Consider the following 24462-nt stretch of genomic DNA (forward strand, 5'->3'; position numbering starts at 1 on the left):
CTACCTTGTCTCACATGAGCGTCCTCCCCATCGTCATCGTCGGCGACCCCGTGTTGCACAACCCCACCCGGACCGTCGACCTCGACGCGGACGGGCGGCCGGCGGCCGAGATCGTGACCCTGCTCGACGACATGTTCGAGACCATGGACGTGGCGAACGGTGTGGGCCTGGCCGGCAACCAGGTGGGCCGGGACCTTCGGCTGTTCGTCTACGACTGCCCCGATGAGCAGACCGGTGAGCGGCGGCGCGGTGAGGTGATCAACCCGGTGCTGACCTCGTCGGACGTCCCCGAGACGATGCCCGATCCCGACGACGACTGGGAGGGCTGCCTCTCGGTGCCCGGCGAATCCTTCCCCACCGGCCGTGCCGATTGGGCCAAGGTGGTCGGCACCGATCGCAACGGCGACGCCGTGGAGATCGAGGGCACCGGGTTCTTCGCGCGGATGCTCCAGCACGAGACCGGCCATCTGGACGGATTCCTCTACACCGACGTTCTCACCGGCAGATACGCGCGACAGGCGAAGAAGGCGATCAAGAAGAACGGGTGGACCGAGCCCGGCCTCACCTGGGTTCCCGGCACCGTCGACGATCCGTTCGGTCACTGAGATGCCGGCCGCCGGCGACCGCGTGGTGGTCCGGCATCTGCTCGCCTCCGGGCAGGCCACGGACGTCATCGGCATCCTGATCGACGACGGCGATCCGGTGATCGTCGAACGCGACGGCCTGCACCGGGCGATCGACCGGTCCGCCATCGTCGCGGTCAAGACGGTGCCGGCCCGACCGGTCCGGGCCAGTGAGATCCGTTCCCTGGATCTGGCGAGGGCCCGATCGTGGTGGTCGCTCGAACAGCAGTGGATCGACGGCTGGCTCTGCCGCGCCGCCCCCGGGTACAGCGGTGCCCGTTCCGGTTGCGCGGCTCCCCTGCATCCCGACGCCTCACCGGCGGGCCTGGACCCGATACGGGAGTGGTTCGCCTCCCGCTCGCTGCCGCTGCGACTGACCGTCTCGGAGCGGCTGCTACGCGGCGCGGACCCGGGCGGCGCCGACCCGGCACTGGAGACGGTGGTCCTGGTCACCGACCGGGTACCGGAGGGATCGGCCGACGGGCCGCGGGGCGTGACGGTGCGCTTCGCGGACTCGCCGAGTCCACAGTGGCTCGCACTCACCGGCGTCCCGCAGCGCCTGGCAGAATCGGTGGACGGTGCCGTGAGCTTCGCCTCGATCGACGGGGCCGACGGCGGCCTGCTGGCCGCCGCGCGGCTGTCGATCACCGCCGATGCAGCGGGAGCGCTGTGGGGCGGGATCGGTGCGGTCACCGTCGCCGCGGGGTACCCGGGTGCGGACCCCGGGCCGGAGTTGGTGCGCGGCCTGGCGGCGTACGCCGATGCGGCGGGTGCGCGGCGACTGTTCACCGAGGCCGGGCCGGACGACCCTGCGCTGGCACGGTTCCGCGACCTGGGGTTCGCCCAGCATCATCGGTCCCACACCTGGACCGAGCTGTGACCGCGCCGCACTCGGCCGACTGGCCCGACCAACCGCACCACCGAGACCATCGGCGCATCGAGATCACCACCCCGATCGGCCGCGGCGACGCCGATTTCGCTCGCGCCGCGCACCTGGTCCTGCGGTGGGGAGTGAAGACGGCGAGCGGGTTCACCGTCTCGGACGATTCCCCGGTGACGGAAGGACAACACCTCACGGTGACCGCCCGGATCGCGGGATTCACCGTCCGGGAGCCGGTGCGAGTGGACCGGGTGACGCGAAGCGTGGACCGCGTGGGCTTCTCCTACTGCGCACTTCCGGGACATCCGGTGCGCGGCGAGGAGGCGTTCGTGGTGCACCGCGAGGGTGACCGGGTGTTCCTCACGATCCGCTCGCTGACCCGCCCGGCACCCTCGGGCTGGTGGCGGACGGCGTACCCGGCACTGCTGGTGGCACAGCGCATCGCACACCGAAGGTACGCACGGGCATTGATCCGCTGACGATCCGGCCCACCGGGCGCCGCGGGCCCGGTACTCCTACGTGGGCGCGGCGGACGGGGTGACCACGTCCTGGTACTGCGGGAAGCGCGCCAGGAACGACCGGACGTAGGTGCACACCGGGATCACCCGGCGATTGCGCGAACGCAGGTCGTCGAGCACACCGGCGACCAGTGCGCGGGCGAAGCCCTGCTTGCCGAACTTCTCCATGACCACGGTGTGCAGGAGGATCACGTCACCGTGGTCGGTGACCTCGTAGCCCTCGACCCCGATGAGCTCCTCACCGGACCAGATCTCGTACCGATCGCGCACCGGGTTGTCGAAGAGCCGCAGCGGCTCCCCCAGATCCGGCGCGGGTGGCGGAACCTCGACCTTGTCTGCCATTGAACGAACCTCCCTGTGATGCGTATCACCCACCGTACGCTCGAATCCTGACAGTTCCGGAGACGCGCCGACACGTTTTCACATCTGTCACATTTTTCGATCGCGAACTCCAGGCGGGGCTATCGTGGCGGGCATGACGCTGATCGCCCGCGGGCTCAGCCGCACCTTCAAACAGCACGTCGCGGTCGAGGACGCCACCCTCACCCTCACCCCCGGCCGGATCACCGGCCTGGTCGGGCCGAACGGCGCAGGCAAGACCACCCTGTTGCTGATGCTCGCGGGACTGCTCCGCCCCACCAGCGGCAGCATCGAGGTCGACGGCGCCGCGATCGAACCGGAGGCGCTGCGCTCGCGCACCGGCTGGATGCCGGACGTCTTCGGCACGTGGGACTCGCTGACCCCCACCGAGATCCTCACCACCTTCGCCCGGCTGTACGGTGCAGCACCGGCCGACGCCGCCCGGCGGGCGCACGAACTGCTCGAAAACGTGCACCTGGCCGAGTTCGCGGACCGCCCCGCCGAGGTCCTATCGCGCGGTCAGAAGCAACGGCTCGGCTTCGCCCGCGCCATGGTGCACCGGCCCCCGATCCTGCTGCTGGACGAGCCGGCATCGGGGATGGATCCGCGCTCGAGGTTCGAACTGCGGGACTCGCTGCGCGCGGTGGCAGACGGCGGCGTCTGTGTGCTGGTGTCCTCGCACATCCTCTCCGAACTGGCGGAGATGGCCGACGACATCGTGATGATGGCCGGCGGCCGCACCGCACCGCCACCGCAGCCGGCGGCGAGCACGTGGCGGCTTCGACTGGTCGGCGAGCCGCCGAGCGGCGGCAAGCAGGTCACCTTCGACTCCGAGGCCGAGGCCGCGCAGTATCTCGCGCAGCAGATCGCCGCCGGCGCCGCGGTGATCGAATTCGCCCGCGCCACCAACGCCCTCGAGGACTCCTACTTCGCACTGGAGGCAGACCGCACATGAGCCGAATCGCGAACTGGTGGCGCACCGTCGGCATCGTGGTCGGCCTGGAACTGCGCCAGCGCACCCGCACCACCCGCTGGCGCGTACTGCTCGGGGTGTTCTTCCTGGTGGTGACGACGGTGGTGTTCGGGCTGTACTGGTTCATCACCACCATCTCGCCGGATACGGGCGGTCGGGCCTTCCTCGAGAACCTGTACTTCATCGTGCTCGGATTCGTCGGCTTCCTGGGACTGGTGATCGCCCCGACGATGACGGCGACCTCCATCAACGGTGACCGCAAGGACGCGACGCTGGCGGTGGTGCAGGCCACGCCCGCGACCGGTTCACAACTCGCGACCGGGAAGTTGCTGGGCGCGTGGATCGCCTCGTGCGCGTTGCTGCTGGTGACCGCCCCGTACCTGATCTGGGCGATCGTCGTCGCCGAGTACCCACCGCTGTACTCGATCCTGGGCGTGGTCGTGGTCGCGCTGATCTTCTTGAGCTACTGCGGCATCGGCCTGGGCCTGTCGGCGCTACTGTCCAGGCCGATCGGTTCGGCGGCGATCACCCAGCTGGCGACGCTGTTCCTGCTGGCCGGCCTGCCGATCATCACCGCACTGCTGGTGCCGGCCACGGAGACCAGGACCACCGCGCTGCAGCCGGACTTCTCGCACAACGCCGGCACCGACGATTGGACCTGCCGCGCGGTACCGACCGAGATGACGGTCGAGCACACCGAACGCATCTGGTGGATCACCGCACCGAACCCGCTGGTGATCTTCGCCGATGCCGCCGCGCAGCGCGATTACGGACGCGACGCGCAGAACTCCCTCGCCGGTCGCCGGTACGCCGACTACACCGACGCCGGGCAGCGCCGGCCCTCGAAGTCGGCTCTGGCCGAGGTCGCCGACGCCGTGGCCGTCGCCCGCACCGGGCCCGGCCCGGTCCGGGACCGGCAGTGCCCGGTCGGCCGCAACCTGCCGGTGATCATCGACGACGACGTCACCTACTCCGGCAACAGCCGTGAATCGCAGCGCAACCTCGGGCGGTCCTGGTACTGGGGCCTACTGGCGAACCTCGCTCTGGGCGGGATCGGCCTGGCCTTCGCTGCGCATCGGCTGCGGGTTCCGGCGGGAAGACTGCCCCGTGGAGTCCGGATCGCCTGAACCCGCGGCGCGCGTGCGTTACCCTCGGAAGCGCACACCAACGGGAGCTCGTGGCAACGAGCTGAGAGGACGCCCGACGCCGGCGTCGACCGTATGAACCTGTCCGGGTAATGCCGGCGTAGGGAAGAGGAGTCCCACATGTCCAGTGCCGTTTCCGATCCGGTCGATACCGTCACCGTCGGTCCGATCGAAGGATCGTCCAAGCAGTACCGCACGCTCGCCGGCGCCGACGGCGGCGCCGATCTGCACGTCCCGTTCCGGCGCATCGCCCTGACCAACGGCGATCACCACGACGTCTACGACACCTCCGGCCCGTACACCGGCTACACCGGTGAGGAGCAATTGCACGATCTTGCAGTCGGCCTGCCGAAGACCCGCGAGAGCTGGTCCCGTCCGGCGCCGGTCGACGGAGCGAGTACCCAACTCGCTTGGGCCCGTGCTGGAATCATCACCGACGAGGTGCGTTTCGTCGCTGCTCGGGAGGGATTCGATCCCGAGGTGGTGCGCGAGGAGGTCGCCGCCGGCCGCGCGGTGATCCCGGCCAATCGCCAGCATCCGGAGCTGGAGCCCGCGATCATCGGCAAGGCCTTCGCGGTGAAGATCAACGCGAACATCGGCAATTCGGCGGTGACCAGCTCCATCGCCGAGGAGGTGGAGAAGATGGTGTGGGCCACCCGGTGGGGCGGCGACACCATCATGGACCTGTCTACCGGCAAGGACATCCACGAGACCCGCGAGTGGATCATGCGCAACGCCCCGGTCCCGGTGGGCACGGTTCCCATCTACCAGGCACTGGAGAAGGTCAAGGGCGATCCGACCAAGCTCACCTGGGAGATCTTCCGGGACACCGTGATCGAGCAGTGTGAGCAGGGTGTGGACTACATGACCGTGCACGCCGGAGTGCTGCTGCGGTACGTGCCGCTGGCCGCGAACCGGGTCACCGGCATCGTCAGCCGCGGCGGCTCGATCATGGCTGCGTGGTGCCTGGCGCATCACCAGGAGTCATTCCTGTACACGCATTTCGGCGAGTTGTGCGAGATCCTGCGGGAGTACGACGTCACCTTCTCGCTCGGCGACGGCCTGCGTCCGGGGTCGATCGCCGATGCCAACGACGAGGCCCAGTTCGCCGAACTGCGCACCCTGGGCGAACTGACCAAGGTCGCGAAATCGTATGGGGTCCAGGTGATGATCGAGGGTCCGGGCCATGTCCCGATGCACAAGATCGTGGAGAACGTGCGACTCGAGGAGGAACTGTGCGAGGAGGCGCCCTTCTACACCCTGGGTCCGCTGGCCACCGACATCGCGCCTGCCTACGACCACATCACCTCGGCGATCGGCGCCGCGATCATCGCGCAGGCCGGTACCGCGATGCTGTGCTACGTGACACCCAAGGAGCACCTGGGGCTGCCCAACCGGGACGACGTCAAGACCGGAGTGATCACCTACAAGATCGCCGCACACGCCGCCGACCTGGCCAAGGGACACCCAGGCGCGCAGGCGCGTGACGACGAACTCTCCAAGGCGCGCTTCGAGTTCCGCTGGGTCGATCAATTCAATCTCTCGCTCGATCCGGACACCGCTCGCGAGTTCCACGACGAGACGCTGCCCGCCGAGCCCGCGAAGACGGCGCACTTCTGCTCGATGTGCGGCCCGAAGTTCTGCTCGATGCGGATCAGCGCCGATGTCCGCGCTTACGCTCAGGAGCACAACCTGGTCACTCAGGACGACATCGACGCCAAACTGGCGGCCGACATGGCCGCCAAGTCGCAGGAGTTCGCCGAAGCCGGTTCGCGGGTGTACATCCCGCTGGAGGCCACTCGCGCGTGACGGGCACCCCCACTCCCCCGGCACGTGCGGTGACCGTCGGCGCGGCGTCGGAACTGCCGACCGCCGCGCTGGGCACGACTCCGCACCGGGTGCTGACCATCGCCGGATCGGACTCAGGCGGCGGCGCGGGCATCCAGGCCGATCTCCGCACCTTCGTCACCCTGGGTCTGCACGCCTGTGTCGCGGTGACCGCCGTAACGGTGCAGAACAGCGTCGGCGTGCAGGACTTCCAGGAGATCGATCCGCCGGTGGTTGCAGCGCAGATCCGCTCCGTCGCAGGCGATATCGGAGTGCAGGCGGCCAAGACCGGCATGTTGGCGTCGACGGCGATCATCGAGTCCGTCGCCGCCGCCGTGGACGAGTCGGACATCGGTGCGGGCCGGTCCGCACCGCTGGTGGTGGACCCGGTCGCGGCGTCGATGCACGGCGATCCGCTGCTCGCCGCCGACGCCCTCGATGCCCTGCGTACCGTGCTGATACCACGCGCCACCCTGGTCACGCCGAACCTCGACGAAGTGCGACTGATCACGGGCGTCGAGGTGCGTGACGCCGCAGGCCGGCGCGCTGCCGCCGACGCTCTACTGGCACTCGGCGCGCAGTGGGCCCTGGTCAAGGGCGGGCACCTCCGGGAGGACGACAGCAGCCCGGACCTGCTCACCGACGGCTCCGAGTTCATCGAGTTCACCGCACCGCGGGTGCCCACCGGCCACGACCACGGAGCCGGCGACACCCTCGCCGCCGCGGTCACCGCGGCGCTCGCCCACGGCCGGAGCGTGCCGGAGGCCGTCGAGTTCGGCAAGGCGTGGGTGACAGAGGGCCTGCGCTGGGCATACCCGCTCGGCGCCGGCCACGGGCCGGTGAATCCGCTGTGGTCGGTGGCCCGGCGGTAGTCTCACTCGCATGCAGCACCTCCCCCTGCCCGAGTCCGGCGCCGCACCGGTGACGGTGATGACGATCGCCGGGTCGGACTCCGGCGGGGCCGCCGGATTGCAGTCCGATCTACGGACCTTCGCACTCGCGGGGGTTCACGGCACCAGCGCGGTCACCGCGGTGACGGTGCAGAACAGCCTCGGAGTCACCGGCTTCCATCCGGTGCCACCGGAGACGGTCGCCGGGCAGATCCGCGCCGTGGTCGAGGACATCGGCGTGCGTGCGGTGAAGACCGGGATGCTGGCCACCGCGGAGATCATCGACGCGATCGCCGATACCACCGAACAACTCGGTATCGGGGGCGACGGCGCGGTGCCGCTACTGGTGGACCCGGTCTCGGCATCGCAGCACGGTGATCCGCTGCTCACCCCCGAGGCGATGGACACCCTGCTGCGGCGCCTGTTCCCGCGGGCCACGGTGGTGACCCCGAACCTGGACGAGGTGCGGCTGATCACCGGGATCGAGGTGGTCGACGGTGCCTCGCAGCGGGAGGCCGCGCGCGCCCTGCACGCTCTGGGGCCGCGCTGGGCGCTGGTCAAGGGCGGGCACCTGCGAAGCGCCGCCACCAGCACCGATGTCCTGTTCGACGGAACCGATTTCCTGGAGTTCGAGGAGCAGCGGCTACCGACCCGGCACGATCACGGCGCCGGGGACACACTCGGTGCGGCCACCGTCTGCGCGCTGGCGCACGGCTACCGGGTGCCCCAGGCGATCGCCTTCGGCAAGCAGTGGGTGACCCGGTCGATCGCCGCCGCGTACCCGGTGGGGGCGGGGCACGGTCCGGTCAATGCGTCGTGGCGGCTGCGCGAGAGTCCCTGACCTCGGAGAGCCGGTTGATCGCCGTCACCACCAGGGGCAGGGCGAGAACGACCACGATCAGTCGCAGGCTCTGCACGGTGGCGATGAGCGCCATATCGGCCTCGGCGCTGCCCGACGCCGATGCCACCACCGCGTTGATCCCGCCCGGAGTGGTGGCGAGGTAGGCATCGGCCAGCGGCACACCGGTGATCCGGGCCGCCGCGGCCGCGAGTAACGCCACCAGCGCGCAGAGCACCAGGATCCCACCCGCGATCGCGGGCAGCAGGTGCGCGAGCCGGCGCAGCACCCGGCGATCGAACATCAGCCCCACCTCCAGACCGACCACGATCAGCAGCAGTTCCTTGAACGCTCCCTGCGGCGCGAAACCACGGGTCAGTTCGGCGGCGCCGAAAGCGGCCGCCACGAGCATCGGGCCGATCAGACCACCGCCGGGCAGGTTCAGCCGGCGGCCCAGCCACATACCGGCCATCGCGAACACGATGGCGGTGCTCACGCCGGCGACCTGATCACCGCGGCCGACGATCTGCAGGTCGAGGCTCCACGGTCCGGCGGACGCGGTCGAGCCCGCGGCGAGGCCCACCATCACGAACGGCGCGGTGAGGCTGACCAGCAGCACCCGGGAGTACTGCATCACCCCGACCACGTCCTTGCGGGCACCGAGCTCGTCGCTGAGGGTGACGACCGCGGAGGAACCTCCGGCCATCAGCCCGAGGATGGCGGTTCGCTGGTCCAGCCCCGCGATCCAGCGGCTCAGTGCCCAAGCGGTACCCACCGAGAGCACGATGGTCAGCACCGAGATCACCACGAAGGGCGCGAGCACCGGTCCGACCGCGCGCATCGCCTCCAGATTGAGGTACCCGCCGAGCATCACGCCGATGAACGCCTGGGTCCACCGCCCCGCCGTCTCCGGGACGCTGACCTCACGTCCGATCACCCATCGCAGTGCCGCACCGAGCAGGAGTGCGGCCAGGAGAGCAGGAGCCGGTACACCGGCCCGACCGAGGATCTCAGCGAGCAACCAGGCTCCGGTGAGCACCGCCAGATAGCGGCTCCAGCGCCGGCCGGCGCTCCGCCGCTCGGATCCGGGGTCCGGATCCGGCGGCGGCGGTGCGTCGGCTGTGGTCGGCGGCGCTTGGCTCTCGACGGTCACACATTGTGTGTAGCACCGCGAACTACTGATTGCCAGGGCGGCGGGGCATCGTTCACACAGTGCTTACCTGGGCTGTGGTCCGTCACACATCGCGACGCGAGATCAGGGCGACAGCGCCCACCCACAGCAGTCCGACGACCGCCACCAGGTACACCGCGGATACCGTCGCGGACCACGGGAACTCCGGGTTCATCAGGACCCCGAGGAAGTTCTGCAGGTTCGACAGCAGCAGGTACGGCCCGGCATCGCGGGTCTGCGGGATCGCGGCGACCACGTTGTCGACCACGAACAGATAACCCAGCAGCAGCGTGATCGCCCCCGCCCCGTTGCGCACCGCACAGCCCACCGCCACTCCGAGCACCGCCGAGATCGCGGTGGCCACCGGGAAGGTGAACAGGAAGGCGGCGCCGGAACCGAACGCGAACAGTGGGGAACCGTCGACGATGACCCCGAAGACGACGACGCAGACGATCATCACGGCGGCGTACGCGAGCGCGCAGACCACGGCGACCACCAGCGTCTTCGCCGACAGCGCCAACCACCTGCGAGGAATCGCGAGGAAGGTCGACCGCAGTGTGTTGTACCGGATCTCGGTGGTCACCGAGAGCACCCCGATCACCGCGGCGAAGGTGATCGCGAGCCCCGGCAGTCCACCGAACCCGGTGAGCGGGCCGAGCGCTACCGCTCCGACGTCACTGATCGTCTCACCGACGTTGCGCACCACCAGCGCCGTGACGACCGTCAGCGCCAGCGCCGCCGCCATCGAGCCGAGCAGTAGCCACTTGGTGGCGCGGACCGTGGTGATCTTCACCAGTTCCGCCCCGATCGCCCGCGTGATCATGCGATCCCTCCTGCACCGCGGTACTCCACCGCTCCGCCGGTGATCCGCATGAACACCTGCTCCAGAGAGCCGGCCTGCGGGGACAGTTCCGCGAGCGGCAGCCCCTCCGCGGCGGCGATCTCGCCGACCGCGTCGCTGGTCGTGCCCCGCACCGTCAGCACCGTCCGCCCGCCGCCCTGCGGTGCGGCCTCGGTCGTGACCTCGACCTGCACGCCCCGCGCGGTGAGCGCCTGCGCCAGGTCGTGCTCGCGCGGGCTGCGCACGCGCACGGTGTGCTCGGAGTTCTGCGCGATGAAGTCCGCCATGGGCCCGTTCCACACCAGGTGCCCGCGGCCGACGATCACCACGTCGTCGGCGGTGAGCGCCATCTCGGCGAGCAGGTGACTGGAGACCAGGACGGTGCGCCCCTGGGCGGCGAGCGACTTCATGAAGGTGCGCACCCAGACGATGCCCTCCGGGTCGAGTCCGTTGACCGGCTCGTCGAACAGCAGGACCCCCGGATCGCCCAGCAGCGCGCCGGCGATGCCGAGACGCTGCGCCATCCCGAGGGAGAATCCACCTGCCTTCTTCCGCGCCACGTCGGTCAGGCCGACGGCGGCAAGGCAGGTGTCCACGCGATCGGCGGGAAGCCCGTTCGCCACCGCCAGCCAACGCAGATGGTCGCGGGCGGAGCGGTTCGGATGCACCCACTTCGCGTCGAGCAGGGCCCCGACCTCGGTGAGCGGCCGGTCGAAGGTGCGGTAGTCGCGGCCGCCGATCGTGGCGTATCCGGCGGTCGGTCCATCGAGGCCGAGGATGCAGCGCATCGTCGTGGACTTCCCGGCGCCGTTGGGCCCGAGGAATCCCGTCACCCGGCCCGGCCGGACGGTGAACGAGAGATCGTTCACCGCGCGAACCGCGCCGTACGTCTTGGTCAGTCCTGCGACTTCGATCATGCCTGCACGCTAGCAATCGCGGGCGCTCCCGGTCCGGAACGCGGCCCGGGCTCCGGCACCGACGGTGCGGCGTTTTCGGCCCGGGCGACGAACCGGACATGCCATGATGGGTCACCCTGACCGCCGGAGACGCCATGCCCTCGCACGACTCGTTGGACGACGACGCGACGCGGGCGGCCCTGAAGACCATTCGCACCCGCACCGATCTACCGGTGTCGTTCGCGGGAGTGGTCGACGGCGATCGGGTGATCCTGCGCGGCGGAGTCGGCCTGCGGACCGCGGCGCTGAGCGGGTTACCAGTGGTTCGCGGTGCCGGCCTCGGCGGGCACGTGCTGCGCACCGGCCGCCCCACCTCGGTCACCGATTACGGCAGCGCGAAGATCACCCAGCACTATCGCGCGCAGGTCCAGGCCGAGGGACTGCGCGCGATGGTCGCGGTTCCGCTGCTGGTGGACGACACCGTCCGGGCGGTGTTCTACGCCGCGGACCGCCGGGACACCGGTTTCGGCGACAGCGTGCTCGGCGCCGTCGCCCGGACGGTGCGCGACCTCGGGTACGAGTTGCGGGTCCGCGAGGAGGTACAGCGCCGGATGCGCTTCGCGGAGGCCGCCACCGCCGAGCGCACCGCCCTCACCGGCTCGGACCGAGAACTGTTGCGGGAGGTCTTCTCCGAGCTGCGGGCGCTCGCCGGGGAGATCACCGACGGTCCACTGCGCTCACGACTGGAGGCGGCCTGCGGACGGATCAGCGGATTGGGCCGCACCGCGGCCGACGGTGCTGCGGCACTGCGCGCGCCACTGCCGCAGCGGTCGCTGACCGCGCGCGAGGTGGATGTGCTGGCGCAGGTGGCGCTGGGTTGCACCAACGGTGAGGTGGCGTCCCGATTGTCGATCAGCTCCGAGACGGTGAAGGCCTATCTTCGCAGTGCCGCACAGAAACTCGGAACCGGCACCCGGTTCGAATCGGTGACCCGCGCCCGCAGCCTCGGCCTGCTCCCCTGAGCCGCCCGCCTCGACCGCCACAGCCACAGCCACAGCCAGGTTCCCGCACCCCCATTCGGGGGTACCTCCGATGTGACGCGCATCACTAACGTTCGTCGGGTCCCCGGAATCCAAGGAGCGCATGTGACTGCACCGGACCTCCCGGCCGTCCCGGCACCGCGGCTACGCCGCGTCGCGATGGCCAGTTCGATCGGAACCACGATCGAGTTCTACGACTTCTTCATCTACGGCACCGCCGCCGCGCTGGTCTTCCCCACCGTCTTCTTCTCGAACATGTCGCCCGGCGTCGCGACACTGGCCTCGTTCGCGACCTTCGCGGTGGCGTTCTTCGCCCGCCCCGTCGGCGCGATCCTGTTCGGGCACTTCGGCGACCGGATCGGCCGCAAACGCACCCTGGTGTGGACGCTGCTCATCATGGGCCTCGCCACGGTGATGATCGGTCTGCTCCCCGGCAGCGAGAGCGGTGTCTTCGGCCTGTTCCCGGACGGGATCGGCACACTGGCGCCGGTACTGCTGGTGGTGATGCGGTTCCTGCAGGGCTTCGCCGTGGGTGGCGAGTGGGCCGGCGCGACGCTGCTCACCGCCGAGTACGCGCCCCGCGGCAAGCGCGGCATGTACGCGATGTTCCCCCAGCTCGGCCCGGCCTTCGCGTTCCTCCTCTCCAGCGGCACGTTCCTGCTGTTCACACTGGCCGCCGGCGATACCTCGTCGGCCGACAGCGCCTTCATGACCGTCGGTTGGCGCATCCCGTTCCTGTTGTCCGCGCTGCTGGTCGCAGTCGGCCTGTGGGTGCGGCTCTCGGTCGAGGAGACACCGGTGTTCACCGAGGTCCGCAAACGAGCCCTGTCCGAGATCAACCGCACCCGACTGCCCTTCCTGGACGCGATCCGCTTCCAGTGGAAGGAGATCCTCATCGCCGGCGGAGCGCTGGCCAGCCTGTTCTCGCTGTTCTACATGGGCACCGCGTTCCTGACCAACTACGCCACCAAGAACCTCGGCTTCCCGCGCACCACGGTGCTCGCCATGGGCATGGTGGCCGCGGTCTTCTTCGGCGTCTCCATCGCGGTCTCGGCCGTGTACTCGGACCGGATCGGCCGCCGCAAGGTGATCATGGCCTCCTGCGCGATGGCCGTCGTGTGGACGCTGGCGCTGTTCCCGATCCTCGACACCGGATCACTGCCGATGTACGCGGTGGGACTGATCGGCACGCTGATCATCTTCGGCATCGCCTACGGGCCGGCCGGTGCCGCACTACCGGAGCTGTTCCACGAGCGCTACCGGTACACCGGCGCGGGCCTGGGCTACAACCTCGCCGGGATCTTCGGCGGCGCGATCCCGCCGCTGCTGGCCGCGCGACTGGTGGCACAGGGGCAGGTGCTGTGGGTGGGCATCATGCTGGCCGCGTTGTCGGCGGTGAGCGTGTTCTGCTGCTATCTGATGGTCGAGACGAAGGACCACGACATCCTGCAGTCCGGTCGCAGCTCCGCCGACGGCGCCGAGTCCGACGAGGACCTCACTCCGGTGTAGCGGCCGCCCCCGGCGCTCCGGCGCCGGGGGTACGAGCCCCGCCGAGGAGCTGTCCGGTCACGATCCGGGCGCTCTCGGCGGGGTTGGTGACGTCCACGTCGTTGACCATCGCCGCCACCACCCCCAGCAGATAACCGACCCACGCCTCGGCGATGAACGCGATCCCGAGCCGCTCGTCGAGCAACCCTGCCTGCTTCGCCGGGGCGAGTATCCGGGCGCACCGCTCGGCCGCCGTGACGTACAGCTGCAGGTGCTCGCCGTAGGCCTGCGAGTCCACCCCCGGCACCTCCATGAGCAGGAAACGGAACTCGTCCAATCGCTCGCCGACATCACTGAGCACGGTCAGGTTCGCCCGGTGGATGCCGTCGCGCAGGCCGTCGGCGGTCAGCGGCTCGGGCAGATCGGCGGCCACCTCGTCGACCATTCGGATCAGTGCGGCGGTGTTGTGTTCGACGAGCACCGCCAGCATGTGCCGTTTGCTGTCGAAGTAGTTGTAGAAGGTGCCGTGGCTGACCCCGGCCCGCTCGGTGATCTCGGTGACACCGACCTCGGCGTAGCCGCTCGAAGTGAACGCATCCACCGCGGCGCGCAAGAGCTCACCGGCGCGTCCTGGGACCGGTTCCGCGGCCGCGACCGGCGGCGGATCGGTATCCGGGCAGGTGGCGCTCAGGGCGGCTCGGGCACCGTCGGCCAGGATTCCGCGACCGGACATGCGCACCGCCGACCGGACGTAGACCTCGCGGACGGCGGGCTCGCTCTCGCCGCGCAGCGCCATCACCACGCCGGGGACGCCGAGCGCCGGCAACAGCCGCCCGAGCAGGACAGTCTCGGTGTCCGGGTGCGCGGTGCGGGTGATGATCCAGTCCCGCTCCCGGGCCAGTCGCAGAGCGCGGCCCATCATCGCGTCGAAGCTCTGGTAGAGCCCCTGGATCCGGTAGCGCAGTTCCTCGTCGACGGTGCCGGCCTGCACCAACACCACTTTGAGGATCTCCGGCTCGGTGTCGAGCAGGTGGAACAGGCGGGCGGCGAGATCCAGGACGGTCTGCTCGGACGCCTCGCGGTCACCGGACTCGGTGGCAGCGATCACCGCCTCCGGTGAGATCGCCGTCATCAACTGCTCGACGCAGTGGTCGAAGACCAGGTCCAGCAGCTCCCGCTTCCCGTCGACGTAGCGGTACAGCGTGCCCTGCCCGATACCCGCGCGTTTGGCGATCTCACTGACCGTCGCCCGCTCGTAACCCATCTCGGCGAACACCGCGAACGCCGCGCGGGTGACCTCCTCGCGCCGGCGCTCGGGCAGCCCCTGCGAGCGCGGACGCCCGCGCCGTGGACGCGCGTCCACGACCGCAACCGGATCCGATTCCGACATGGTTTCCGAGTCTATCCGCGGTGATCCGGTCTGCGGGCCGACCACGCGGCAATCTCCCGGCCCATCGGGGTCGACGGTGGCCCGGCGCCGACCGCTTCGGCGGCGATCGCCCGCCACGGCGCGCACGCGCGCAACTCGCCGAGCAGCGCCACCGTCGAGATGTCGGTACGCCGCCCGAGCGCGTGCGCCTCCTGCAGCGTCTGCCCCTCGAGCAGATCGTAGAAGCCGCCGCCGGGCAGTGCGGCCGCCGCGACCGCGGTCCGCGCGGTCTGCGGGGTGATCGTCTCCGGCCCCTCCCGCAGATGCCAGCCCACCACCTGATCGATGTACTCGCCCAGTTCGGCCGGCCCCATCAGATCCGGGCGGCCGATGAATCCGGCCTGCACCGCCATCGCGTGCACCCGGTCGAGGTCGCCGTCCAGGACGGTGCGCAGCAGGTCCTGCTCGAAGGCGTGCACGTCCGGTGCCAGCCGCACCGTCATCCCGAAGTCGACGAAACCGGCTCGCCCGTCCGGGAGGGCGATCACATTGCCCGGATGCGGATCCGCGCAGAACCGGCCGGTCCGGTACATCTCGCCGCAGTAGAACCGGTAGATCGCCTCCCCGAGCCGGTCGCGGAGGCCCTGGCCGGCGTCGCGGACCGCCGCGAGCGGTCGCCCGTCGAGGAAGTCGGTGACCAGCACCCGGGGAGTGCACAGATCCTCCACCGGTCGGGGCACCACGATCGCCGGGTGCCCGTCGAAGACGTCGGCGAAGTATCGGTGGTGGTCACGTTCGGCGGCGAAGTCCAGTTCCGCGGTCACCTGCCGGGATATCTCCTCGGTGAGCGCCTGCGCGTTCGACGCGGGCAGGTACCGGCCGAGCACCTTGACCAGGAGCCGCAGGTTCTTCAGGTCCGCGCGGACCATCGACTCGACCCGCGGGTACTGGATCTTCACCGCCACCGGGCGCGCATCGTCGAGCACACCGCGGTACACCTGCCCGATGGACGCCGCGGCGATCGGCCCCTCCAGGGCCGTGATCCGACTGCGCCGCGGCCCGAGCTGCTGATCGAGCAGTCTCATCATCGCGGCATCGGTCCACGACGGTGCGGTGCGCAGCAACGGCTGCAGGCGCGCTGCGAACTCGTCGCGGGCGGATTCCCCGGTGATCCCCAGATCGATCACCGCCAGCAGCTGTCCCACTTTCATCGCGGCGCCGCGCATCCCGCCGAGCACGGTGACCAGATCGTCGGCCAGTGCGAGCAGTGCTGCGTCGCGGGCCCGCCGCGCGGATTCGTCGCCCCGCAGCGGCGCAGCGGCCCATGCCGACCGGGCCACGTGCCGCACCGCGACCCCACCCAGGCGTGCACCGCGACGCACCCGGCCGGTGGGTGCCGAGGTGGCTCCCTCCGCCGGCCGGTCGCGGTCACCGGAGGGTTCAACCACCCGCGCGGATCCGCCCGTCCATCCGGCCCGCCGTGGGTGACGAGGCCAGCGCCCACCGTCGGCGCGGGATGCGGCCCGCCGAGCGGGCGAGCCGGCCCGAGGCGACCGCCAGCCGCATCGCGGTGGCCATCGCCTCCGGATCAGCAGCGCGGGTCACCGCGGACGCGAGAAGCACCGCATCGCAGCCGAGTTCCATCGCCAGAGCGGCGTCACTCGCGGTACCGATCCCGGCGTCGAGGATCACCGGTACCGGTGACTGCGCCACGATCATCTCGATGTTGTGCGGGTTGAGCACACCCAGGCCGGTACCGATCGGGGAGCCCGCCGGCATCACCGCGGCGCAGCCGACATCGGCGAGCCTGCGGGCGGTGATCGGATCGTCATTGGTGTACGGCAACACCACGAAACCGTCGGCCACCAGCTCTTCCGCGGCCTCGACCAGCGCCACCGCATCGGGAAGCAGGGTCTCGTCGTCGCCGATCACCTCGAGCTTGATCCAGTCGGTGTGCAGCGCCTCGCGGGCCAATCGCGCGGTGAGGACGGCTTCGGCGGCACCGAGACAGCCTGCGGTGTTCGGCAGCGGCGTGATCCCCAGCTCCCGGATCAGGTCGAGCACCCCGCCGCCCTCGGCGATGCTGGTACGCCGCAGCGAGACCGTGGTCATCTCGGTGCCGGAGGCGATCAGCGCCGACCGCAGGTGTTCGAGGTTCGAGCTGCCACCGGTGCCGGTGATCAGCCGCGAGGCGAACTCGCGGCCGGCGATGACCAGCGGGTCCGCACCGTCAGCCACCCTGCACCGCCGTGAGCACCTCGACCTCGGCGTACGCGGGAAGCGTCTCGTCCCAGCGTGAACGCGGGTGCACCGCGCCGTTGACCGCGATCGCCACGCCCTTGTCCGGTAGGCCCAGCCGGTCGAGCAGCAGCGCGGCGGACGTATCGTCCGGCACCAGCCGGTCCTCACCGTTGACCGTCAGCTCCATGCCTGTACCTCCTCGCTGAGCACCATATCCGCCGCGCGCACCGCTGTGACCGGAGCGAGCAGGATCCCGTTGCGGCCGTGCCCGGTGGCGGCGAACAGCCGGTCGCCGAGCGGCGCGATCACCGGCAGATTGTCCGGTGACGCCGGACGCAGGCCCGCGATCACCTCGATCAGGTCGTATTCGCGGAGGAACGGCAACACCGTGAAAGCGTCATCGAGCAGATCCACCACCGGGCCGATCCGCGGTGTCAGGTTGCGGTCGTCCTCGTACTGGGTGGCACCGACCACCACTCCGTCGGAGCGGGGCACCACGTACACCTGCCGGCCGTGCACGCGGGCCCGCACGGTCACCGTCGGCGGCGGCAGGCAGGACGGTCCGCGGCGCAGCCGCACCACCTCCCCTTTCACCGGACGGATCCCCAGCTGCGGTACCAGCGACGCCGAATCCGTTCCGGCGCACACGATCACCGCTTCACCGGGGAGGGTCCGTGGGTCGATCGGAGCGGGGACCGCCTGCTCGCGCAGCTGGACGCCGGTGTCCGCACAGGCGGCGAGCAGGGCGCGGTGCACCAGCCGGTTGTCCACCGCGATCTCAGTGGGCGCCTGCGCCGCCGCCCGGATCCGGGGCGCCGCCCCAGCCACCGCGCGCACCGCCTCGGACGGGCGCAGTGCCGAGAACAGCGCCTCGTCGTTCACCGCGGCGGCGATGGTGGCCAGGTCCTGGGCGTCCCCGTCGTCCACCGCCAGCCAGACGGTGCCGCGCGCGGTGACCAGCGGACCGTCGGCGTAGGACTGCAGATCCCGGGCGAACCCCTCCCACAGGCGCAGCGACCGCGCGCCCAGTTCGGAGAGCTCCTGCTCCCCCGGCCACGCCTCCGAGTACGGGGCGATCATGCCGCCGGCGACCCAGGAGGCACCGCAACCCGGTTCCGGATCGAAGACGGTAACGGCGGCGCCGCGGCGGGCGAGCGACCACGCGACGCTGAGCCCGACGGTTCCCCCGCCCACCACGGACACACCATTCACCTGCGGATATCCTTCCTTCGCCGGCATTACCCGGATCAGGTCCGACGGTCAGGGACGCGGTCAGCCCCACTCTCAGCCCCGTTGCCCGGAGCTCCCGTGTGTACGCCGCCAGCCTACTCCGGGCGCCTAGTGTGGGGGCATGCTCTCCCCGCGTGATCGTCTCGCCTCCGCCTCCCTGTATCTGTGCACCGATGCCCGCCGGGAACGCGGTGATCTGGCGCAGTTCGTCGCCGCGGCCCTGCGGGGCGGTGTGGACATCGTGCAGTTGCGGGACAAGGGTTCGGCCGGTGAACGCGAGCTGGGGCCGTTGGAGGCCGCCCAGGAGGTGGAGCTCGTCTCCGAGCTGCGGGAGATCGCGCACGCGCACGGTGCGCTGGTCGCGGTGAACGACCGCGCCGACGTCGCGCTCGCCGCGCGCGCCGATGTACTGCACCTGGGGCAGGACGATCTACCGGTCACCGTCGCCCGCCGGATCCTGGGGCCGGACGTGCTGATCGGGCGCTCCACGCACGACGACGCGCAGGCCCGCGCGGCCGCGGGCGAGGCCGGGGTGGACTACTTCTGCACCGGGCCGTGCTGGCCCACGCCGACCAAGCCGGGCCGTCCGGCACCGGGGTTGCCACTGGTCAGCAGCACTGCGGCGGCGGCGCCCGCGCGCAAGTGGTTCGCGATCGGCGGGATCGACCTGGAGCGGGTACCGCAGGTGCGGGAGGCGGGCGCCGACGCGATCGTCGTGGTGCGCGCGATCACCGAAGCGCCCGATCCGGAAGCCGCTGCCCGCGATCTGTCGGCCGCGCTGGGCCGGCCGTAGACGGGGCGTCAATCGGAGCCGAGGGCGTGCACGTGCGCGTGCAGCTGCGGCCAGGACTTCGCGAACGCCGGATGCAGTTTCCGGTCCGGGACCTCACCGAGGTGCACCCAGTCCAGAGCCGTGGACTCCTCGTTCGGCACCAGCTCGCGCGGCTCCACCAGCCGGGCGAACACCGTCGTGTAGGTCCAGCCGGCCTGCGAAACGGTGGTGACCACCTCGGAGAGCACGTGCAGCGAGGTGGGTGGCAGGCCGGTCTCCTCGAAGGCCTCCCGCAGCGCCGCATCGGCGGCGGACTCATGCGAATCGCGCGCGCCGCCGGGCAGCGCCCAGGTGCCTCCCTGATGACTCCACCAGGAGCGGTGCTGCAGTAACACCTTGTCCCGATCGGGCGACAGAGCGAGTAGGCCCGCGGCGCCGAAACGGCCCCAGAACCGGGACCCGTCCGGGTCCCGGACCCAGCCGTTCCCGTCACCCAACATGCACTCCACCGTAGCCGACGAGAGCCGCTCAGGGGCGGGAGAAAAGGCGCGTCATCGCGGGCCGGAGACACCGCTGCGCGATAGGGTCGAACAACACCGGCCGGCGTGGGACTCCCCGCGGCCGCGCGGGCGATCAGGCGGAAGGGAGCAGGCGGTGACAGCCCACACGTCGAAGAATCGGCAGCTGTCCTCGCTCCGCCTCCGATCGTTCCCCGAATCGTCGGTGCTGGCCGAATTGCGGGAGTTCTTCACCTCCAGCCCAGGCAAACTGGTCTCGATGGCGATCGTGCTCATCACCATGTGCCTGTTCACCGGATGGTTCACCTCCGCCGCGCAGCTCTCCCGCACCCAGGTGCTCGAACAGAACCTCGCCGATTTCGAACCCCGCGCGCACGCCGCGCAGGTGCTCTACAGCTCGCTGTCGGCGGCCAACGAATCCGCGAACGCCGTCTTCGTGGCCGGCGGTATCCCGTCCGACGAGATCCAGACCAGCTACACCCTGGCCCTGGCCACCGCCGGGAAGGCGCTGATCACCTCGTCGACCCGGCTGCCGTCCGAAGACACCCTGGCGCACGCCAACCTGGACACGATCGCGATGAACCTGCCGGTGTACACCGGCCTGGTGGAGACCGCGCGCGCGAACAACCGGCTCGACAACTCGGTGGCCGCGGCGTACTTGGCGACCGCGTCGACCCTGATGCAGGACACTCTGCTCCCGGCGGCGGAGAGTTTCTACCGGGAGGAGACCGAGACGCTGCGCGCCACGCACGCGCGTTCGGCCTCACCGCCGCTCGCGGTCTACGGGGTACTGGGTGTGGCCCTGGCCTCGGTCCTGCTGACCCACCGCTACCTGGCGCTGCGCACCCAACGGCTGATCAACCGGGGACTGGTGGTGGCAGCGGTCGCGCTCGCGGTGGCCCTGCTGTGGGTGGTGGTCGCGGGACTGACCTCCTCGACCTACTCGCTGCGCGCCGAGCAACGAGGTACCGCAGCAGTGGACGCGCTCTCCCAGGCGCGCACGCTCACCCAGCAGGCCCGCTCGATGGAGACGATGGGCCTGGTCCAACGCGGCGCCGGACGCGGCGCACCGGCCGGCGCGTTCGCCGAGACCATGCAGCGCGCCCAGCGCGCTCTCGACGCCCTCGGTGACTCCGACGCCGAGATCACCTCAGCCGTCACCGCCGCGCGCGGCGACGCCGGCCGGTGGATCGCCGCGCACCAGCAGATCGCCGCGCGCGAGGCCACCGGTGACTACCTGGGTGCGATCCGGCTGGCGATCGGCACCGATCCCGGTTCCGCTGCGGTCGCCTACCGCTCCCTCGATCGCAACCTCACCTCTGCGATCTCGCAGGCCCGCACCATCTACCGCGACAACGAGAACACCGCCCGGTTCGCGATCGCCTTCTCCGGGCCCGGCGCCTTCATCCTGTGCGTGGTGGCCGCAGCGGGCGTCACCGCCGGCTTCTACCCCCGGGTCAGGGAGTACCGATGATGCGAAGACTGCTCGGCGCGATCGCGCTCACCGTCAGCGTCGCCCTGGCCGGCGGCTGCACGGTCTCCGCGCCCGACGCTCCCGGCGATGCGGTGACCGCGTTCCCGCCGCCGATCCCCGGCTCCGGTTCGGTGGTCCCCGCCGACACCCCGATCCCCGCCGAGGTGTCCATGTGCCCGGGCACGCTCTCGCCGTCCCCACTGCCGCCGCCCGGACAGATGGTTCCGGGCTCCACGGCGGCCACGATCCTCGAACGCGGACAGTTGATCGTGGGCATCGACATCGGCTCGAACCTGCTGTCCTTCCGGGATCCGATCAGCGGTGAGATCAAGGGCTTCGACGCCGACATCGCCCGGCAGATCGCCACCGCGATCTTCGGTGACCCGAAACGGGTCCGGTTCCGCATCCTCTCCAGCGCCGAGCGGCTCAAGGCGCTGGAGGACGGCACCGTCGACGTGGTGGTCAAGACCATGTCGGCCACCTGCGACCGGGCGAAGAAGGTGGACTTCTCGGCCACCTACTTCATCGCGCAACAGCGCATCCTGGCGCCGCGCGGCGCCCCGATCAACACCGTCGGTGACCTGTCCGGGCGCCGCGTGTGCGAGGTGCGCAGCACCACCTCCCTGGATCGGGTACGGCGCCTGGTCCCCAGCGCGATCGTCACCGCCGCCGATTCGTGGTCCGACTGCCTGGTGATGCTGCAGCAGGGGCACGTGGACGCGGTCTCCACCGACGACGCGATCCTCGCGGGACTACAGGACCAGGATCCGAACCTGACCCTCACCGGACCGTCGATGGGTTTGGAGTACTACGCGGTGGGTATCGGGAAGAACCGCCCGGACCTGGTGCGTTTCGTCAACGGCGTGCTGCTGCGGATGGCCTTCGACGGCACCTGGATGCGACTGTACAACCAGTGGTTCTCGCCCTCGCTGGGCCAGGTCTGGTCGGCTCCCGCGGCGCAGTACACGGGGTGATCGAGGATGAGTGCGGATATGACTGACGATGAGGAACCGGAGAGCACCCAGGCTCAGGTAGTGGTCTTCGACGATGACGACGAGGACCAGGGCACCGTCGGCGCTCCGATGGAGAACCTGTTCGACACCGAACCCCCACCGGTGGGAACGCAGCTGACCGCGGTCGCGGCACCGGACGCCACCGCGCACACCGAGGCGACGCCGCGGTTCGGCAACGGGCCTACCCGGGCGGTGGTGACCACCTCCCGCAGTGCCGGACGGCGCCGGGTGGGCGGCGGCCTGGTGGAGATCCCGCGGATCCTGGAGGTCGATCCGTCCGAGGCGATCAAGACCAATCCGATCATCGCCGAAGGCAAACGGTACTGCTGGAACTGCCGCAAGCCCGTCGGCCGTGCGCACGACGGTGAGCCCGGGCAACTGATCGGCACCTGCCCGCACTGCGGAGCCCGGTTCTCCTTCGAACCGGCACTCGAACCCGGCGACATCGTGGCCGATCAGTACGAGATCCAGGGAGCGATCGCGCACGGCGGAATGGGCTGGATCTACCTGGCGACCGATCTGAACGTGGTGGACCGGCCGGTGGTGCTCAAGGGGCTCCTCAACTCCGGCGACGCGCAGGCACAGGCCGTCGCGGTCTCGGAACGACGGTTCCTGGCGGAGATGACGCACCCGTCGATCGTGAAGATCTACAACTTCGTCGAGCACCCCGATCCGGACGGCACCCAGATCGGCTACATCGTGATGGAGTACGTGCCCGGCAAGACGGTCAAGGAGATCCTGGCCGAGGCCGCCTCCAGTGAATCCGGTACGGCGGTCGAGGTGGAGCAGTCGATCGCCTACATCCTGGAGGTGCTGCCCGCACTCGGCTACCTGCACAGCCTGGGCCTGGCCTACAACGATCTCAAGCCGGACAACATCATGATCAGCGACGAGGACGTGAAACTGATCGACCTCGGCGCGGTGGCGCCGCTGGGCGGATACGGCTTCATCTACGGCACACCGGGGTTCCAGGCGCCGGAGATCTCCTCCACCGGACCGACCGTGGCCTCGGACGTCTACACCGTGGGCCGCACCCTCGCCGTGCTGGTCGCCGACATCCCGATGGTCAAGGGCAGGTACGTCGACGGTCTGCCCGACCCCACCGAGGACGACACCCTGGCGGCGTACAACTCGCTGTACCGGCTCCTGGTCAAGGCCACCGCCGAGAACCCGGACGAGCGTTTCACCTCCGCCGCCGAGCTCACCGACCAACTGTTGGGGGTGCTGCGGGAGTGCCTGTCCACCAAGTCCGGTGAGCCGCGACCGGGACTGTCCGTGGTGTTCACCCCGCAACGCTCGACCTTCGGGGTGGAACTGATGCTGCGCGCAGTGGACCCGGACCCGGAGGTGCACGACGACATGCTCCGCGCCCCGGAGGTGCTGGCGGCGCTGCCGATCCCGATCGCGAACCCCTCGGACCCGGCCGCGGGAGTGCTGGCGCTGACCATGCGCAGTGATCCCACGCAGATCCTGGACTCCCTCGCGGAACTGCGCGAGGCGATGGCCGGCACCGTCGAGATCGATCTGGCCGAGGCGCGAGCGCACCTCGAACTCGGTGAAGTGGACGCCGCGACCGGGCTGCTCGACGCGCTCGCCGCGCGGGAGCCGCACCGCTGGCAGGTCACCTGGTACCGCGCCGAGACCGCGCTCATGCAGGGCGATTACGTCAGTGCCTACGACTACTTCGAGTCGGTCACCGATCAGGCGCCCGGGGAGGCGGCACCGAAGCTGGCCGCCGCCGTGGCCGCCGAGTTCTGCTACCTGTCCGGCGAATCCGATCCCGACGGCTGGCGCGACCGGGCGTGCGAACGCTACGAGGGGGTGTGGCGCACCGACCGGGGCATCATCTCGGCGGCCTTCGGCGCCGCCCGGATGCGCCGTGCCGCAGGGGATGTACCGGGCACCGTCGAGATTCTGGACCAGGTTCCAGCGACCAGCCGGCACTACCACAACGCGCTGTGCTCGTCGGTGGTCGCACTGGTGCACGGCCGCGACCTCGCCGAAGTCACGCAGGCGCAGTTGCAGGAGGCGGCGCGCCGGGTCCGGACGCTGCCGCGGTCCGAGTTCCGGCGGTTGCAGCTGCGGGCACTGGTGCTCGGGGTGGCGCTGGGCTGGGTGCAGCACCCGAACCAGCACGGCAGGCTCGACGAGAACTCGAACCTGCTCGATCATCCGCTCACCGAGCGGGGCCTGCGCACCGCTGCGGAGAAGTCGCTGCGCGAGCTGGCACTACTGGCCGAACGGAAGCGGCAGCGGCACGCGCTGGTAGATCTGGCGAACGCGATCCGACCCCGCACCACCTTCTGAGGCACGGACTTCCGGCACGGACCACTCGAGCACCGAAATCCCCAGCGC

24 protein-coding genes and 2 riboswitches are annotated in these 24462 nt (G+C 70.3%); of the genes, 14 read left to right on the forward strand and 10 right to left on the reverse strand.

The genetic code is table 11. The features are described from left to right. Positions 1–14 precede the first annotated feature (14 nt). Genes ACYVHG_RS06860 through ACYVHG_RS06870 form a run of 3 tightly spaced genes read left to right on the forward strand, consistent with a single transcriptional unit; the run spans position 15 to position 1982 of the window. A complete protein-coding gene (locus ACYVHG_RS06860; protein ID WP_461166653.1) occupies positions 15–605 on the forward strand; it encodes a peptide deformylase in 591 nt (196 codons plus the stop codon). A gap of 1 nt (position 606) precedes the next feature. Beyond that, entirely contained in the window at positions 607–1503 is an 897-nt protein-coding gene (locus ACYVHG_RS06865) for a GNAT family N-acetyltransferase, cg3035/Rv0428c family (RefSeq protein WP_461166654.1), read from the forward strand. Then, positions 1500–1982 (forward strand): DUF1990 family protein, encoded by a 483-nt coding sequence (locus ACYVHG_RS06870; protein WP_461166655.1) that lies wholly within the window; start codon positions 1500–1502, stop codon positions 1980–1982. Before ACYVHG_RS06865 ends, ACYVHG_RS06870 begins: the two co-directional genes overlap by 4 nt. Positions 1983–2018: 36 nt before the next feature. Here ACYVHG_RS06870 and ACYVHG_RS06875 read toward each other — a convergent pair whose 3' ends face one another. Then, a complete protein-coding gene (locus tag ACYVHG_RS06875) occupies positions 2019–2363 on the reverse strand; it encodes a GNAT family N-acetyltransferase (RefSeq protein ID WP_461166656.1) in 345 nt (114 codons plus the stop codon). Between the two features lie 133 nt (positions 2364–2496). Here ACYVHG_RS06875 and ACYVHG_RS06880 point away from each other — a divergent pair, with 133 nt between their 5' ends. The 5 genes from ACYVHG_RS06880 (at position 2497) to thiD (ACYVHG_RS06900) (ending at position 8057) form a co-directional block, all read left to right on the forward strand. After that, the gene (locus tag ACYVHG_RS06880) at positions 2497–3336 is read left to right on the forward strand and encodes an ABC transporter ATP-binding protein (RefSeq protein ID WP_461166657.1); all 840 of its coding nucleotides are present in this window, start codon (positions 2497–2499) and stop codon (positions 3334–3336) included. After that, positions 3333–4481 carry an ABC transporter permease gene (locus ACYVHG_RS06885; protein ID WP_461166658.1) on the forward strand — a complete coding sequence of 383 codons (1149 nt, stop codon included), beginning with the start codon at positions 3333–3335 and terminating at the stop codon, positions 4479–4481. The genes ACYVHG_RS06880 and ACYVHG_RS06885 overlap by 4 nt, the downstream gene beginning before the upstream one ends. 30 nt (positions 4482–4511) lie before the next feature. After that, positions 4512–4623, forward strand: a riboswitch (TPP riboswitch). Then, positions 4620–6308 carry a phosphomethylpyrimidine synthase ThiC gene (gene thiC, locus ACYVHG_RS06890; RefSeq protein ID WP_461166659.1) on the forward strand — a complete coding sequence of 563 codons (1689 nt, stop codon included), beginning with the start codon at positions 4620–4622 and terminating at the stop codon, positions 6306–6308. Its footprint overlaps the riboswitch before it by 4 nt. Next, on the forward strand, positions 6305–7198 hold the full coding sequence (gene thiD / locus ACYVHG_RS06895) for a bifunctional hydroxymethylpyrimidine kinase/phosphomethylpyrimidine kinase (protein ID WP_461166660.1): 894 nt from the start codon (positions 6305–6307) through the stop codon (positions 7196–7198). Before thiC ends, thiD (ACYVHG_RS06895) begins: the two co-directional genes overlap by 4 nt. Before the next feature lie 10 nt (positions 7199–7208). After that, positions 7209–8057, forward strand: a complete 849-nt coding sequence (gene thiD / locus ACYVHG_RS06900; protein ID WP_461166661.1) for a bifunctional hydroxymethylpyrimidine kinase/phosphomethylpyrimidine kinase — start codon at positions 7209–7211, stop codon at positions 8055–8057. Here the strand turns inward: thiD (ACYVHG_RS06900) and ACYVHG_RS06905 are convergent. The 3 genes from ACYVHG_RS06905 to ACYVHG_RS06915 all read right to left on the reverse strand — a co-directional run bounded on the left by ACYVHG_RS06905 (position 8023) and on the right by ACYVHG_RS06915 (position 10983). Beyond that, positions 8023–9207, reverse strand: coding sequence for an AbrB family transcriptional regulator (locus tag ACYVHG_RS06905; RefSeq protein ID WP_461166662.1), 1185 nt, complete (start codon positions 9205–9207; stop codon positions 8023–8025). The genes thiD (ACYVHG_RS06900) and ACYVHG_RS06905 overlap by 35 nt on opposite strands. Positions 9208–9289: 82 nt before the next feature. After that, the gene (locus ACYVHG_RS06910) at positions 9290–10048 is read right to left on the reverse strand and encodes a hypothetical protein (RefSeq protein ID WP_461166663.1); all 759 of its coding nucleotides are present in this window, start codon (positions 10046–10048) and stop codon (positions 9290–9292) included. Continuing rightward, positions 10045–10983, reverse strand: coding sequence for an ATP-binding cassette domain-containing protein (locus tag ACYVHG_RS06915; protein ID WP_461166664.1), 939 nt, complete (start codon positions 10981–10983; stop codon positions 10045–10047). The genes ACYVHG_RS06910 and ACYVHG_RS06915 overlap by 4 nt, the downstream gene beginning before the upstream one ends. Positions 10984–11117: 134 nt before the next feature. On the opposite strand from ACYVHG_RS06915, the gene ACYVHG_RS06920 reads away from it, so the two are divergent. Both ACYVHG_RS06920 and ACYVHG_RS06925 read left to right on the forward strand, forming a co-directional pair. Then, entirely contained in the window at positions 11118–11984 is an 867-nt protein-coding gene (locus ACYVHG_RS06920) for a LuxR C-terminal-related transcriptional regulator (RefSeq protein WP_461166665.1), read from the forward strand. A gap of 177 nt (positions 11985–12161) precedes the next feature. Continuing rightward, entirely contained in the window at positions 12162–13511 is a 1350-nt protein-coding gene (locus ACYVHG_RS06925) for an MFS transporter (protein WP_461166942.1), read from the forward strand. On the opposite strand, the gene ACYVHG_RS06930 is transcribed toward ACYVHG_RS06925, so the two are convergent. The 5 genes from ACYVHG_RS06930 to thiO all read right to left on the reverse strand — a co-directional run bounded on the left by ACYVHG_RS06930 (position 13498) and on the right by thiO (position 18312). Continuing rightward, on the reverse strand, positions 13498–14880 hold the full coding sequence (locus ACYVHG_RS06930) for a TetR/AcrR family transcriptional regulator (RefSeq protein ID WP_461166666.1): 1383 nt from the start codon (positions 14878–14880) through the stop codon (positions 13498–13500). The two genes, ACYVHG_RS06925 and ACYVHG_RS06930, sit on opposite strands and share 14 nt — an antisense overlap. 11 nt (positions 14881–14891) lie before the next feature. Continuing rightward, positions 14892–16241, reverse strand: coding sequence for an ABC1 kinase family protein (locus ACYVHG_RS06935; protein ID WP_461166943.1), 1350 nt, complete (start codon positions 16239–16241; stop codon positions 14892–14894). A 58-nt stretch (positions 16242–16299) separates the two neighbouring features. Continuing rightward, on the reverse strand, positions 16300–17097 hold the full coding sequence (gene thiG / locus ACYVHG_RS06940) for a thiazole synthase (RefSeq protein WP_461166667.1): 798 nt from the start codon (positions 17095–17097) through the stop codon (positions 16300–16302). Next, positions 17090–17287: a sulfur carrier protein ThiS gene (thiS, locus tag ACYVHG_RS06945; protein ID WP_461166668.1), complete on the reverse strand. Its 198-nt coding sequence runs from the start codon at positions 17285–17287 to the stop codon at positions 17090–17092. The genes thiG and thiS overlap by 8 nt, the downstream gene beginning before the upstream one ends. Next, positions 17278–18312 (reverse strand): glycine oxidase ThiO, encoded by a 1035-nt coding sequence (thiO, locus tag ACYVHG_RS06950; protein ID WP_461166669.1) that lies wholly within the window; start codon positions 18310–18312, stop codon positions 17278–17280. Before thiO ends, thiS begins: the two co-directional genes overlap by 10 nt. Next, a riboswitch (TPP riboswitch) is annotated at positions 18308–18420 on the reverse strand. It overlaps the preceding gene by 5 nt. A gap of 31 nt (positions 18421–18451) precedes the next feature. Between thiO and thiE the strand changes: the two genes are divergently transcribed. Then, entirely contained in the window at positions 18452–19123 is a 672-nt protein-coding gene (gene thiE, locus ACYVHG_RS06955; RefSeq protein ID WP_461166670.1) for a thiamine phosphate synthase, read from the forward strand. An 8-nt stretch (positions 19124–19131) separates the two neighbouring features. Here thiE and ACYVHG_RS06960 read toward each other — a convergent pair whose 3' ends face one another. Then, entirely contained in the window at positions 19132–19602 is a 471-nt protein-coding gene (locus ACYVHG_RS06960) for an NUDIX hydrolase (RefSeq protein ID WP_461166671.1), read from the reverse strand. Positions 19603–19756: 154 nt separating this feature from the next. On the opposite strand from ACYVHG_RS06960, the gene ACYVHG_RS06965 reads away from it, so the two are divergent. Genes ACYVHG_RS06965 through ACYVHG_RS06975 form a run of 3 tightly spaced genes read left to right on the forward strand, consistent with a single transcriptional unit; the run spans position 19757 to position 24414 of the window. After that, a complete protein-coding gene (locus ACYVHG_RS06965; RefSeq protein ID WP_461166672.1) occupies positions 19757–21094 on the forward strand; it encodes a hypothetical protein in 1338 nt (445 codons plus the stop codon). After that, entirely contained in the window at positions 21091–22068 is a 978-nt protein-coding gene (locus ACYVHG_RS06970; protein WP_461166673.1) for a glutamate ABC transporter substrate-binding protein, read from the forward strand. The genes ACYVHG_RS06965 and ACYVHG_RS06970 overlap by 4 nt, the downstream gene beginning before the upstream one ends. Positions 22069–22086: 18 nt before the next feature. After that, positions 22087–24414: a serine/threonine-protein kinase gene (locus ACYVHG_RS06975; protein WP_461166674.1), complete on the forward strand. Its 2328-nt coding sequence runs from the start codon at positions 22087–22089 to the stop codon at positions 24412–24414. Positions 24415–24462: the final 48 nt, after the last annotated feature.

It is taken from the genome of Tsukamurella serpentis (genome assembly GCF_054780975.1).

Bases quoted from the DNA above. Each gene is read 5' to 3' on its own strand.
- ACYVHG_RS06885 (WP_461166658.1), top strand. From the start codon at position 3,333: ATGAGCCGAATCGCGAACTGGTGGCGCACCGTCGGCATCGTGGTCGGC.
- thiS (WP_461166668.1), bottom strand. From the start codon at position 17,287: ATGGAGCTGACGGTCAACGGTGAGGACCGGCTGGTGCCGGACGATACG.
- thiD (WP_461166661.1), top strand. From the start codon at position 7,209: ATGCAGCACCTCCCCCTGCCCGAGTCCGGCGCCGCACCGGTGACGGTG.
- ACYVHG_RS06915 (WP_461166664.1), bottom strand. From the start codon at position 10,983: ATGATCGAAGTCGCAGGACTGACCAAGACGTACGGCGCGGTTCGCGCG.
- ACYVHG_RS06865 (WP_461166654.1), top strand. From the start codon at position 607: ATGCCGGCCGCCGGCGACCGCGTGGTGGTCCGGCATCTGCTCGCCTCC.
- ACYVHG_RS06920 (WP_461166665.1), top strand. From the start codon at position 11,118: ATGCCCTCGCACGACTCGTTGGACGACGACGCGACGCGGGCGGCCCTG.
- thiE (WP_461166670.1), top strand. From the start codon at position 18,452: ATGCTCTCCCCGCGTGATCGTCTCGCCTCCGCCTCCCTGTATCTGTGC.
- ACYVHG_RS06975 (WP_461166674.1), top strand. From the start codon at position 22,087: ATGACTGACGATGAGGAACCGGAGAGCACCCAGGCTCAGGTAGTGGTC.
- thiC (WP_461166659.1), top strand. From the start codon at position 4,620: ATGTCCAGTGCCGTTTCCGATCCGGTCGATACCGTCACCGTCGGTCCG.
- ACYVHG_RS06960 (WP_461166671.1), bottom strand. From the start codon at position 19,602: ATGTTGGGTGACGGGAACGGCTGGGTCCGGGACCCGGACGGGTCCCGG.
- ACYVHG_RS06875 (WP_461166656.1), bottom strand. From the start codon at position 2,363: ATGGCAGACAAGGTCGAGGTTCCGCCACCCGCGCCGGATCTGGGGGAG.
- ACYVHG_RS06880 (WP_461166657.1), top strand. From the start codon at position 2,497: ATGACGCTGATCGCCCGCGGGCTCAGCCGCACCTTCAAACAGCACGTC.
- ACYVHG_RS06925 (WP_461166942.1), top strand. From the start codon at position 12,162: ATGGCCAGTTCGATCGGAACCACGATCGAGTTCTACGACTTCTTCATC.
- ACYVHG_RS06860 (WP_461166653.1), top strand. From the start codon at position 15: ATGAGCGTCCTCCCCATCGTCATCGTCGGCGACCCCGTGTTGCACAAC.
- ACYVHG_RS06930 (WP_461166666.1), bottom strand. From the start codon at position 14,880: ATGTCGGAATCGGATCCGGTTGCGGTCGTGGACGCGCGTCCACGGCGC.
- ACYVHG_RS06970 (WP_461166673.1), top strand. From the start codon at position 21,091: ATGATGCGAAGACTGCTCGGCGCGATCGCGCTCACCGTCAGCGTCGCC.
- ACYVHG_RS06910 (WP_461166663.1), bottom strand. From the start codon at position 10,048: ATGATCACGCGGGCGATCGGGGCGGAACTGGTGAAGATCACCACGGTC.